10 protein-coding genes are annotated in these 12,767 nt (G+C 63.8%); 5 read left to right on the forward strand and 5 right to left on the reverse strand.

What is annotated here, in order from left to right:
- Positions 1-322: 322 nt before the first annotated feature.
- Positions 323-1,651, forward strand: coding sequence for an MFS transporter (locus AC1DKY_RS04270; RefSeq protein ID WP_441602484.1), 1,329 nt, complete (start codon positions 323-325; stop codon positions 1,649-1,651).
- Positions 1,652-1,744: 93 nt separating this feature from the next.
- Positions 1,745-3,079, forward strand: coding sequence for a porin (locus AC1DKY_RS04275; RefSeq protein WP_441602485.1), 1,335 nt, complete (start codon positions 1,745-1,747; stop codon positions 3,077-3,079).
- 76 nt (positions 3,080-3,155) lie between these two features.
- Here the strand turns inward: AC1DKY_RS04275 and AC1DKY_RS04280 are convergent, their stop codons facing one another.
- From AC1DKY_RS04280 to AC1DKY_RS04290, 3 genes are all read right to left on the reverse strand, one after another.
- Entirely contained in the window at positions 3,156-3,482 is a 327-nt protein-coding gene (locus AC1DKY_RS04280) for an H-NS histone family protein (protein ID WP_441602486.1), read from the reverse strand.
- A 328-nt stretch (positions 3,483-3,810) separates the two neighbouring features.
- On the reverse strand, positions 3,811-5,508 hold the full coding sequence (locus tag AC1DKY_RS04285; RefSeq protein ID WP_441602487.1) for a proline--tRNA ligase: 1,698 nt from the start codon (positions 5,506-5,508) through the stop codon (positions 3,811-3,813).
- 92 nt (positions 5,509-5,600) lie between these two features.
- Entirely contained in the window at positions 5,601-6,032 is a 432-nt protein-coding gene (locus AC1DKY_RS04290) for a DUF4124 domain-containing protein (RefSeq protein WP_441602488.1), read from the reverse strand.
- Positions 6,033-6,232: 200 nt separating this feature from the next.
- On the opposite strand from AC1DKY_RS04290, the gene pssA reads away from it, so the two are divergent.
- Genes pssA through rimI form a run of 3 tightly spaced genes read left to right on the forward strand, consistent with a single transcriptional unit; the run spans position 6,233 to position 7,963 of the window.
- Entirely contained in the window at positions 6,233-7,003 is a 771-nt protein-coding gene (pssA, locus tag AC1DKY_RS04295) for a CDP-diacylglycerol--serine O-phosphatidyltransferase (protein ID WP_441602489.1), read from the forward strand.
- On the forward strand, positions 7,003-7,485 hold the full coding sequence (locus tag AC1DKY_RS04300; protein ID WP_441602490.1) for a hypothetical protein: 483 nt from the start codon (positions 7,003-7,005) through the stop codon (positions 7,483-7,485). The genes pssA and AC1DKY_RS04300 overlap by 1 nt, the downstream gene beginning before the upstream one ends.
- 7 nt (positions 7,486-7,492) lie before the next feature.
- Positions 7,493-7,963: a ribosomal protein S18-alanine N-acetyltransferase gene (rimI, locus tag AC1DKY_RS04305; protein ID WP_441602491.1), complete on the forward strand. Its 471-nt coding sequence runs from the start codon at positions 7,493-7,495 to the stop codon at positions 7,961-7,963.
- A gap of 670 nt (positions 7,964-8,633) precedes the next feature.
- Here the strand turns inward: rimI and AC1DKY_RS04310 are convergent.
- Positions 8,634-11,441, reverse strand: coding sequence for a valine--tRNA ligase (locus tag AC1DKY_RS04310; protein ID WP_441602492.1), 2,808 nt, complete (start codon positions 11,439-11,441; stop codon positions 8,634-8,636).
- Positions 11,442-11,698: 257 nt separating this feature from the next.
- Positions 11,699-12,766, reverse strand: a complete 1,068-nt coding sequence (gene hemE / locus AC1DKY_RS04315; protein WP_441602493.1) for a uroporphyrinogen decarboxylase — start codon at positions 12,764-12,766, stop codon at positions 11,699-11,701.
- Between the last annotated feature and the right edge of the window lies 1 nt (position 12,767).

Here is a 12,767-nt window from a genome sequence, read left to right on the forward strand (position 1 = left end):
TTGATCGGGCAGATGGATCATGGGCGGGAGGGGCCTCGATGTACGCCCATGATCACAAAAGAAATCAGTAGGGGCGCCCGCATAGGCTTCAAATAGGGCAAATGGTCGTGCTTGAAATGATTGGCTTCGATCGTTCTTTGGACGTCCAAATCTAATGCGCGTACGTGCGTGAGATCGCGCGAGCTTGATTGATGTTGCAGTGCGTTAGTACCAATTAGCTATAGGTCGCTGCAGCGTCGCTTCCCTAGGATGAATGAACACCACGCGGTTGCCACGGGCAAGTCGCGTCGCGCGCCATGCGTGATCAAACACGGGGGAGACGATGAGAGCAAAGGTTGAGGAATTCCAAGGCGTCGACGCGGCGCCGTCGCTGTCGTCCCTGCAACGACTGAAGTCGATCGTGGGCGGCTCGATCGGCAACTTGGTCGAATACTACGACTGGTACGTCTACACGTCGTTCTCGCTGTACTTTGCCAAGGCGTTCTTTCCACAAGGTGATGCCGTATCGCAGGCGCTCAACGCCGCGGCCATCTTCGCGGTCGGCTTTCTCATGCGGCCCATCGGCGGCTGGTACTTCGGCCGTTACGCCGACCGCCATGGGCGGCGCGCGTCGCTCATGCGCTCGATCGTACTGATGTGCGCGGGTTCGCTGCTGATCGCGCTGTGCCCGACCTACGACACGATTGGTGTCGCCGCGCCTGTATTGCTGGTCTTTGCACGCTTGATGCAAGGCTTGAGCCTGGGCGGCGAGTACGGCAGTTCGGCGACGTATCTGTCCGAAATGGCTACCGGCAAGCGGCGGGGCTTCTGGTCGAGCTTTCTCTACGTCACCCTGATCGCGGGCCAATTGCTGGCGCTGGCCGTGCTGATCGTCATGCAGCAGTGGTTTTTCACCGAGGGACAGCTCAAGGCCTGGGGCTGGCGTATTCCCTTCGCGATTGGTGCCGTCGTGGCCCTCGTCGCACTGTTCCTGCGTCGGAACATGGCCGAAACCGCTGCGTTCGTGAGCAGTCAGGCCAAGGCGGCGACCGTTCAGCGGGCGAGTTCGCTGGGCTTGTTGATCAAGCACTGGCGTCCGGCGCTGATCGTGGTCGGTTTGACCATGGGCGGCACGCTGGCCTTCTATACCTATACGACCTACATGTCGAAGTTCCTGGTGCTCAGCGTCGGCCTGAGCAAGGAGACGGCGACCCTGATAAACGCCGCCACCTTGTTGGTCTATATGTTGCTGCACCCGCTGGTGGGCGGTCTCTCCGACCATATCGGCAGGCGTCCGATCCTCATCGCATTCGGCGTACTCGGCGTGCTGTTGACGGTGCCGGTGCTCAGCACGCTGCGTGGCGTCACGAGTCCTTACGAGGCCTTTGCACTGATCATGCTGATGCTGGTGGTCGTGTCGGGTTACACGTCGATCAACGCGGTCGTGAAGGCAGAGCTGTTTCCTGTCGAGATACGCGCCCTCGGCGTGGGTCTTCCGTATGCCCTGGCGGTCGCGATCTTCGGCGGCAGCGCAGAGACGGTCGCGCTGTGGTTCAAGCAGAGCGGCCATGAGAGCGGGTTCTATTGGTACGTCACGGCGTGCATCGGCTGCTCGTTGCTGGTTTACCTCTTCCTCCCCGATACCAAGAAGACCTCGTTGATCGAGGACTAAGCAGCAGCTTTTCCCTCCGCATCTCCCGGTCCGCGCAAGCGGGCCGTGGGGAAGTGCGGCCCTTTTTCCCGCGAACAGTCGAGGAGCCGGTTGATGAAGAACAGAATGCGCAATGCCTTATCGTTGGCCGCGTTGCTCAGCGCGGCCGGTTTTACGACCACGGCGCAGGCCGCCGATGAACTGACCTGGCATGGCCTCACGCTGTATGGCACGTACGACATCGGCCTTGTGCACCAGACCCATGGTGCGCCAGTGAGCAAGGACTGGGGCGTTGGCACGGCGTATCTGATTGCAAAGAACAGCGACAAGCCGCAGACGACGATCGCGCCGAATGGGCTTTCGCAATCGCGCATCGGCCTGAAGGGCAAGCAGGATCTGGGCGGCGGCGTCGCCTTCGTCTTCAATCTCGAAGTCGGCTTCAATCCGCAGTCGGCTCGACTTTCCGATGGTCTGGCTTCGCTTGCCTACAACAACGGTCGCGCGCTGGACCAGCAGAGGTCGGCAGGCGATGCGTCGCGAGCAGGCCAGCTGTTCAACGGCCCGGCATTCGTTGGTTTGAGTTCGAAGGAGCTGGGAACGCTGACGGCCGGACGCAACAATACGGTGTTGCTCGACAATATCGGTCGCTACGATCCGATGAACAGTTCATATGCGTTCTCGGTGATCGGCCTGCAGGGCGCCACCTCAGGTGGTGGTTATACGCAGGATGCGCGGGCCGACAACTCGCTCAAGTACAACGGGAAGTGGGGCGGCGTGCGTCTGGCCGCGTTGTACCAGGTCGACAGTGGACATGGCGGCCAGGGCACGGGCTGGCAACTCAATGCCGGCTTCGATGGGCAGAACTTCTCGGTGGATGCGGTCTACGCGAGCAAAAAGGATGGCGTGTCCGCCGCCTCGCTCAATGCCGCGCAAGCCAGGATCATGCCGCGCGGTTCGCTCGCCGCCGTTGTTTCGGACAACACTGCGTGGACGATCGACGGAAGCTACACACTCGGCGCTTTCAAGCTATATGGTGGCTTCGAGCGCATCGAATTCGAAAATCCTTCGCGCCCGCTCCGGCCGGGCTTCACCGGCCTCGGGGGTTATACCTTCAGCGTGGTCAACAACGAGGCATTTCCACATGCCAAGCACCTCGACGTATCGTGGCTTGGCGTGAAATACGCCATCAACAAGGATTTCGACCTTACCGGCGCCTACTATCACTACAACCAGAACGCCTACGGCAAAACGATTTGTCATGAACGCAGCGCGGCCAATTGCAGCGGCCAGCTCGATGCCTATTCGGTGCGTCTGGTCTGGCACAACTTCGCCAAGCGTTTCGACGCTTATACAGGTGCGATGTTCTCGAGTGTTTCGGACGGACTCGCCGCAGGTTACCTGCACAGGTCGACGATTGATCCGATGGTAGGCGTGCGCTTTCAGTTCTAGGCGCTCTGAAAATCAACGTGCACGGATAAAAAAAAGCCGGCCAATGGCCGGCTCTTTCTATGGCGCTGATTAGCGATCAGATCGCCAGATCCTTTTCTTTTTTACCGGCCTTCAGCGCATCGTTGAACCAGCGCGGACGCTTGCCGCGGCCGGACCATACCTGTTCGGGGTCGGCGGGATTGCGATACTTCGGTGCCACCGTGCCGCCGCTGCGGCGCGTCTTGGCGCCACGTGCATTGCCGAAGATGTCTTCGAAGGAATAACCCTCGGCCTTGATCAGTGCGTGGATTTTCTCGCGCAGCTTGCCGACTTTTTCCTTGCGCAACTCCTGCTGGCGAACCTGCGCTTTATTGATCAGGTCATTGAGCTGGTTATGGTTGAGACTCTTGAGATCAACTGCCATGCGTGACTCCCGGGGTGAGTGTGACTGCCTGACTTGGGTACTGCGACTTAAGCAGTACCTCTTTTGGATTATTGATTTTTACCGATTAACTGAACTGTTGCAAAGCAAATAGTACTGATTGGGAAAAATTCTTAGCGATCCGCCAGGACATTAATGCCAATAGGGACCAAAGCCCGTATCGAGCCTGAGGGGGGCAGAGCGACATCGGAGGCTGGCCTCCCGCACTCCGGCAGCGCCCGCGTCGCCCACCAGCGACCCGGGTTATTGCGCGGATTCACATAAAAAAAGCGGCCGCTAGGCGGCCGCTTTCTGGGGCTTTCAGTGGCGATCAGCCCAGGAGTGCAAACAGCTCGTCCTGGCTGATGGCGCGGGCCTCGGCTTCGTGGCGCGCCCGGTATTCCAGCGTGCCGGCGGCCAGGCCGCGTTCGCTGACCACCACGCGATGCGGGATGCCGATGAGTTCCATATCCGCAAACATGGCGCCCGGACGCAGGCCGCGATCGTCCAGCACCACGTCGATGCCACGTCCCTGCAGGGCCTGGTAGAGCGCGTCGGCCGCCTGTGCGATCTCCGGAGCGTTCTTGGGATTGATCACGCACACGGCCACGCGCCAGGGCGCCATGGGCTCGGGCCAGATGGCGCCGGCGTCGTCGTGGCGCTGCTCGATGGCGGCCGCCACAATGCGGCTGACGCCGATGCCGTAGCAGCCCATCATCATCACCTGGGCCTTGCCGTTCTCGTCCAGCACCGTGGCCTTGAGCGCCTCGGCGTACTTGGTGCCGAGCTGGAACACATGGCCCACTTCGATGCCGCGGGCCATGTGCAGCGTGCCCTTGCCATCGGGCGAGGCGTCGCCCGCCACGACCTTGCGGATGTCCTCCACCCGGGTCACGCGCGCGTCGCGATCCCAGTTGGCGCCGGTGTAGTGGGTGCCGTCCTGATTGCCGCCACAGACGAAATCAGCGAGCACGGCGGCGTCGCGGTCGACGATGACCGGGATTTCCGCGGGCAGCTTCACCGGGCCGATAAAGCCCGGGCGGGTGCCGGTGAGAGCGAGGATTTCCTCTTCCGTGGCCAGCACGGATTCGCCCGGCATCTCGGCCAGCTTGCCGGCCTTCACTTCATTGACTTCGTGATCGCCGCGCACGCACAGCGCGACCAGACCATCGGTGCCGCGCACCAGGATGGTCTTCACGCATTGCTGCGGCGAGACCTTGAGGAAGCTGGCGACGTCCTCGATGGTCTTCTGCGTGGGCGTATCCACCCGCGTGAGCTCGGCGGCCGGGGCAGGGCGCGCCGTGGTGGGTGCGAGTGCCTCGGCCTTCTCGATGTTGGCTGCGTAATCGGAGGCATCGGAGAACGCGATCGCGTCTTCGCCCGAATCGGCCAGCACCTGGAACTCGTGGCTGGCGTTGCCGCCGATGGCGCCGGTGTCGGCCTGCACGGCGCGGAATTTCAGGCCCAGGCGCGTGAAGATGCGCGCGTACGCCTGGTACATCGCGTCATAGGTCTGCTGCAGCGATTCCTGCGTGAGATGGAAGGAATAGGAATCCTTCATCAGGAACTCGCGCGCGCGCATCACGCCGAAGCGCGGGCGGATCTCGTCGCGGAACTTGGTCTGGATCTGATAGAAGTTGACCGGCAGCTGCTTGTAGCTCTTGAGCTCGTTGCGAGCGTAATCGGTGATCACTTCCTCGGCGGTCGGCGCATAGCAGAACTCCTGCTCTTTGCGATCCTTGACCTTCAGCAGCTGCGGACCGAACTTGGACCAGCGGCCGCTTTCCTCCCACAGCTCCTTGGGCTGGATGGTCGGCATCAGCAGCTCGACGGCGCCGGCGCGATCCATTTCCTCGCGCACCACGGCCTCCACCTTGCGCAGCACGCGCAGGCCCAGCGGCGACCAGGTGTACAGGCCGGCAGCCAGCTTGCGGATCATGCCGGCGCGCAGCATCAGGCGATGGCTGGCGATTTCGGCGTCGGCAGGGACTTCCTTGACGGTGGCCAGGTGGAATTGGCTGAGGCGCATGCGAGCGGATCCGGCGGAGAAAGAGGCCGATTATAGCGGCCCGCGATGCTCAAACTCGCGGGTCGCGGCAGCTTCTTCGCGCTGAAGCAGGCTCAGTTGCCCGAGCAATACTGCTGGTATTGCGCTTCGGCGGCGGCCTGTTGCTGCTTGCGCTGGTCGGTGTTCATGACCTTCTGCTGATCGCCGTCCTGCATCACCACCGGCCCGCTGCTCTTGAGCGTCTCCATATTGTTCTTGAGATTGGCGCAGAGCTTGGTGCGGTTTTCGGGCGTATCGGCCATCGGCTGTGGCTTGGCCTGCGGCTGGCTGTCGCTCTTGGGCTCGCTATTGTTGCTATTGGAAGGTTCGGGGGCGGCCAGAGGCTCGACCGAGCCCGAGGTGGTGACCTTGTTGTACTTGGTGCCCTGCGGCGGCGGCGCGTCGGAGTAGTGCACGGTGCCGCCGGCATCGGTCCACTTGTAGGCCTGGGCGGCGGCCAGGGGCGCGACGAGCAGCAGCGCGGTGGCGATCAACAGTCGACGCATGGTGGGCTCCGGGACGTTGGGCGGTGTGCGGGTTTGTTAAGGAAAGGGTCGTCGTTCCGGGCGGACTTGCCGGGCTTGACCCGGTGCGCCGGCGACGCCGGCCGCGTCCCCCTGCGACGCCGTAGCATCCTTGCACCCCGTCCAGCCGGACTCAAGCGGGGGATGGTTTACACTGCGCGCATTCCGTCACGGATTGATTCATGAGCGACAGTACGCCCGTCCGCCCCCCGCGCCACCGGGGCATTTATCTGCTGCCGAACCTGTTTACCACCGGCGCGATGTTTGCGGGCTTCTACGCGATCGTGACGAGCATCGCCGGCGATTTCAGTGCGGCCGCCATTGCCGTATTCGTGGCGGCACTGCTGGACGGCATGGATGGTCGGGTGGCACGTCTTACCAACACCCAGACCGAGTTCGGCGTGCAGTACGACTCGCTGTCGGACCTGGTCAGCTTTGGCCTGGCGCCGGCGCTGGTGATGTACACCTGGTCGCTATCGAGCTTGAAGGACTATGGCCCGACCTGGGGCAAGATCGGCTGGGCCGGCGCCTTCATCTATGCCGCCTGTGCGGCGCTGCGCCTCGCGCGCTTCAATACCCAGGTGGGCGTGGTCGACAAGCGCTATTTCCAGGGCTTGGCCAGTCCGGCGGCGGCAGCGGTATGCATGTCGTTCGTCTGGACCATGGACAAGTTCGGCATCCTCGGTGCCGAAGTTCCTTTCCTCACGCTGGTGATGGCGGTGCTGGTGGGTTTGCTGATGGTGAGCAATTTTCGCTACTACAGCTTCAAATCGCTGCCGATGGGCGACCGCGTGCCGTTCCTGTGGGTATTGATCGGCGTACTCGTGCTGGTGCCATTTTTCATCGATCCGCCGCGTGTGCTGTTCGTGGTGTTCACCCTTTACTTGCTTTCCGGTCCGGTGATGACCCTGTGGGGACGCGCCACGCGTCGCCGTCGTCGGGGAGTGGCCTGATGGCCGGGCTCGCGCACGCCGTGTCGCATCGTGAGCGCGTGCTCCGCGCGCTGGGTGTCACGCCATGGGTGCGGCGCACTGCGGTGGCTGAGCCTGTCGCGAGCGAATTGCCGGTGGTCGATGCCATGGCCGAGGTCGTGTCTGGCGACTGCATCGTTGTGCTGCCCGCGGGCTGCTCGCCGCGTGAGCTCGACCTGGTGGGCCGCGCCCTGATGGCCTGCGGTGCCGCCGTCGCGCGCGCGCCGCGTATTGAAGTGAGCGATGGCCGATTGCCTGCCGCGCCGGAAGCCCGCGCCTATCTGGTCTTCGGCGAGGCGCAAGCGCATGCGCTGGGGCGCGAACTGCCGGCGGCGGCGCTGAGTCGCGCCCATATCGTGCTGGCCGACGAACCGGCGAGCGTGCTCGCCTCGGGTGCAGGCAAGCGTCGCCTGTGGAATGCGCTGCGCAGTTTGCGCCGCGCGCTGGTCGCTGCTGCGGAGTAGTCCCTGCATGGTCGCCGTGGCCCGCCCTCACGCCGAAATCCGCGCCATGCGCCGCGACGACGTGCCCATGGTGGCTGCGCTGGAAGCCGCGTCTTACGACTTCCCCTGGACCGCGGGCATCTTCAGCGATTGCCTCAAGGCGGGGCATCCCTGCTGGGTGATGTGGGTGGACGGGGTGATCGCTGGCTATGGCGTGTTGTCGGTGGCCGCGGGCGAGGCGCATGTGCTCAATGTGTGTGTTGGGCCGGATCACCGTGGACTGGGCCTGGGGCGCTTCCTGTTTCGGCGTCTGCTCGATATTGCGCGGTGGAATGGGGCGGGGCGGGTCTTTCTTGAGGTGCGGCCGTCCAATCCTTCGGCGCAGAATCTTTATCGGTCGCTGGGGTTTGAGGAGATTGGGCGGCGGCCGAAGTATTACCCGGCCAAGGATGGGCGGGAGGATGCGATTGTGATGGCGTTGGATTTAGTGGCGGGGTAGGGGTTGCTGGTTGCGGGTTGATCGCTCCGCATGTGCCGTACTCCAGCTCGTCATCCCGGCGCAGGTCGGAAGCGCTTTTCAACAGTCGAAGGCTGGTCATTCAAAGCCTCGGTGCTTAGTTGTCGCGATACGGCGACCTGGCTCGCCTGCCGCGGGCTTCCGTCCTCCTGCCGGCGACGCAAAGCTAGTCCCCTTTTTGGGAAGGCCGGGTCACTTTCTCTTGCTTGCCCAAGAGAAAGTAACCAACGGAGAAGGGCCCCCCGCCCGCCGCGTCATACGGGGACCCCGGGGGAGAGCCACATCAAGAGCCGATAAGTGCTCTGCGTTGCCGAGCCGGCAGCTTTTTGTAGGAGCGCACTTGTGCGCGACCAGCCGACGGAGCCGTACGCCGACGCGCTGCGGTCGCGCACAAGTGCGCTCCTACAAGGGAGACGCAGTTCTGTAGCGGGCCAAATGGCCGGTCGGCTTTTTGTGGGAGCGCACCCTGTGCGCGACAAACCTACGAAGCGGAACGCCCAGGCGTGGCTGTCGCGCACAGGGTGCGCTCCCACAGACAAGCGGGCAGGCCAATGGTTGAAGGGCTCATGCAGATGCGGAGCGAGACTCCGCTTTAGGTCTCCCCGCTACGGCGCGTTGCGGCGTAGCGGGGAGAGGAGGCGCTTGAATCGCCTCAGCCCAGCTTCTGCGCCTGCTCGCGCAACGCAGTCAGCTGCACGCCCCAATCGGCGATGCGCTGGCGTTCCTGCGCCACCACTTCCGCTGGTGCATTGGCCACAAAATTCGCGTTGCCCAGCTTGCCTTCGCACTTCTTGATCTCGACTTCGATGCGCCCGATTTCCTTGGCGAGGCGAGTCTTCTCCGCGCCAAGATCGATCAGGCCCGCAAGCGGGATCAGCACGCGCATCGAACCCACCACGGCGGCTGCGGCGGCTGGTTCGTCGGCGCCCGATTCAATCCACTGCGGCGCGTCCACGCGAGCGAGGAAGCTGATCTGTGCGGCGAATTTGGCGGCGCGTGCGCGATCGCTCGCGTCGCCGTCGGCGAGCAAGAGCGGGATGGTTTTGCCAGGGGCGATGTTCATTTCCGCGCGGATGCGGCGGATGCCGCTCAGCACGTTCTTGAACCATTCGATTTCGGCCGTGGCCGCGTCGTCCGCCACGATCTCCTCGGCCTTCGGCCACGGGCGTTCCAGCAGGAACTTGGCATCGAGGCCGAGCTTGGGCGCCACCGAATGCCAGATCTCTTCGCTGATGAAGGGCACGATAGGATGCAGCGCGCGCAGGATGGTTTCCAACACCACCACCAGCGTGTGGCGCGTGGACGCTGCAGCGGCAGCATCGTCGCCATTCAATGCGGGCTTGGACAGTTCCAGGAACCAGTCGCAGAACTCGTTCCAGGTGAACTCGTACAACTCTTGCGCGAGCAGGTCGAAGCGATAGCTGGCGAAGTGTTGTTCGACGTCGGTCAGCGTCTGCTTGAGGCGCGTGAGGATCCAGCGCTCCGCTTCGGTAACCGGCGCGCCGCCCGGTGCGGGCAGCTGGCCTTCGGGCAGGTTCATCAGCACGAAGCGCGCAGCATTCCACAGCTTGTTGCAGAACGCCTTGTAGCCTTCGGCGCGCTTGATATCGAAGTTGATGGTGCGGCTATAGCTGGCGAGCGCCGCGAAAGTGAAGCGCAGTGCGTCGGTGCCGATGGCGGGAATGCCCGTCGGGTAATCCTTGCGGATGCGCTTTTCCACCTTGTCGCGCACCTGCGGGATCAGCAGCGACTTGGTGGACTTGGCCACCAGCGGCTCCAGCTCGATGCCGTCGATCAAATCCAGCGGATCGAGCGTATTGCCCTTGGATTTGGACATCTTCTGGCCTTCCGCATCACGCACGATCGCGTTGATGTAGACATGGCGGAAGGGCACGCGACCGGTGAAGTATTTGGTCGCCATCACCATGCGCGCGACCCAGAAGAAGATGATGTCGAAGCCGGTGACCAGCACGGCGCTGGGCAGGAACACGTTGTCGTTGGACCAGTCGGCCACGACGTTGCCGTGTTCGTCCTTCACCGGGCCGTCCATCGGCCAGCCGAGCGTGGAGAACGGCCACAGCGCGGAGCTGAACCAGGTGTCGAGCACGTCGTCGTCCTGGCGCAGCGCGCCCACGGGCGTCGTGCTGGCATGGGCGCGTGCATCGGCTTCGTCTTCGCCCACGAAAATATTGCCGGCTTCGTCGTACCACGCCGGGATGCGATGGCCCCACCACAGCTGCCGGCTGATGCACCAGTCCTGGATGTTTTCCAGCCACTGCGTGTAAGTGGTGCTCCAGTTTTCCGGCACGAACTTGATCTCGCCGCCGCGCACGGCTTCGAGCGCCGGCTCGGTGATTTCCTTGCGGCCTTTCTCGCTGGTCAGATCGAGGAACCACTGGTCGGTGAGCATCGGCTCGATCACCGCATCCGAACGCTGGCTCACCGGCACCTGCAGTTTGTGCGGCTTGGTTTCGACGAGCAGGCCTTCGGCTTCCAGATCCGCGAGCACGGCCTTGCGTGCTTCATAGCGGTCCATGCCGCGATATTTTTCGGGCGCGTTTTCGTTGACCTTCGCGTCCAGCGTGAAGATGTTGATCGGTGCCAGTTGATGACGCTGGCCGATGGCGTAGTCGTTGAAGTCGTGCGCTGGCGTGATCTTGACGAAGCCAGTGCCGAACTCGCGATCGACGTAATCGTCGGCGATCACCGGAATCTCGCGGCCGCTCAGCGGCAGGCGCAGCGTCTTGCCGATCAGGTGCGTGTAGCGCTCGTCTTCCGGGTTCACGGCAACAGCGACGTCACCCAGCATGGTTTCCGGACGCGTGGTGGCCACCACGACGCTGTCCTTGCCGTCGGCGGTGGGGTAGCGGATCGACCACATGTGGCCGTCGCGCTCGACGTTGTTCACTTCGAGATCGGAGACAGCGGTGCCCAGCAGCGGATCCCAGTTCACCAGGCGGTTGCCGCGATAAATCAGGCCGGCGCGGAACCACTCGACGAACACCTTGCGCACGGCCTCCGAAAGGCCTTCGTCCATGGTGAAGCGTTCGCGCGACCAGTCGGCGGCGGCGCCGATGCGGCGCATCTGGTTGGTGATGGTGGAGCCGGATTCTTCCTTCCACTTCCACACGCGTTCCACGAACGCTTCGCGGCCCAGGTCATGGCGCGTCTTGTCGTCCAGGGCGAGCTGGTTCTCGACGATCTTCTGCGTGGCAATGCCCGCGTGATCGGTACCGACCTGCCACAGCGTGTTCATGCCGCGCATGCGCTGGTAGCGGATCAGCATGTCCATCACGGTCTGCTGGAAGGCATGGCCCATGTGCAACGTGCCGGTGACGTTCGGCGGCGGCAGCAGGATGCAATAGGGCTCGCCCTGGCCGGACGGCTTGAAGTCGCCGCTGGCTTCCCAGGCGGCATACCACTTCGATTCGATCTGGCCGGGCTCGAAACTCTTGTCCATCAGGGGCTCGCGATTGCGCGCCGGGGCTGGCGCGTGGGGATAGTCGGTAAAGGGTCGATTGTACGGGCGGGGGGGCTGGGGTGCCAAAAGCCCGCTTCTAGCTCCTTCGCCCCGGAGGGGAGAAGGCTGGGATGAGGGGTCGGGGCTTGCCCGAACGCTTGATTGGAATATGGGGGCTTTTCTTGGGGTAGGTAAGGCTTCCGCGAGCACCCGCCCCTCACCCCGGCCCTCTCCCCGCAGGGGAGAGGGAGCAAGCGTCAGCCGCGCAGCTGCCTGCCGTATGCGTGCACCTCATCCACCAGCACTTTCACATGCTCCGGGTTCACTTCAGGAGTGATGCCGTGCCCCAGGTTGAACACGTGGCCAGGATGGTTGCCGTAACTGTCCATCACCCGGCGCACCTCGCGGCGGATCACCTCGGGACTGGCCTGCAGGATGGCCGGGTCCAGGTTGCCCTGCAGGGCAACGCGGCCATTCACGGCCTGGCGGGCGTCGGCCAGGTCGATGGTCCAGTCCACGCCCAGCGCGGTGCAGCCGGTGTCGGCCATGGTGGCCAGGTGCTGGCCGGCGCCCTTGGAGAACAGGGTGACGGGCAGGTCGCGGCTGGCGGGGTGGGCCTTCAGCGCCTCGACCACCTGGGTCATATGGCGCAGCGAGAACTCGCGGAACGGCGCGGGGCCCAGCAGGCCACCCCAGGTGTCGAAGATCATCAGCGCCTGGGCGCCGGCGGCCGCCTGGGCGATCAGATAGGCCGCCACGGCCTGGGCCAGCGTGTCGAGCAACTGGTGCGCGAGCGCAGGCTCGCTCCAGCACATGGCCTTGAGGCGGGCGAAATCGCGCGAGCCCTGGCCTTCCACCATGTAGCAGGCCAGCGTCCACGGGCTGCCGGAAAAACCGATCAGCGGCACGCGGCCGTCCAGTTCCTTGCGGATCACGCGCACCGCATCCATCACGTAGCGCAGCTCGGTTTCCATATCCGGCACGCCAAGCTTCTCGATGTCGGCGCGCGAGCGCACGGGATGCGCAAACTGCGGGCCCTCGCCTTGCGCAAAGCTCAGCCCCAGCCCCATCGCATCGGGAATGGTGAGGATGTCGGAGAACAGGATGGCCGCGTCCAGTTCGAAGCGCTCCAGCGGCTGCAGCGTTACTTCGCAGGCCAGCTCGGGGCTTTGCGCCAGGGCCATGAAGCTGCCGGCGCGTGCGCGGGTGGCGCGATATTCCGGCAGATAGCGGCCGGCCTGGCGCATGACCCATACGGGCGTGGTGTCGGTGGCCTCCCGGCGCAGGGCGCGCAGGAAGCGGTCGTTCTTCAATGCTGGGGTCATC

It is taken from the genome of Dyella sp. 01N448, from assembly GCF_056399225.1.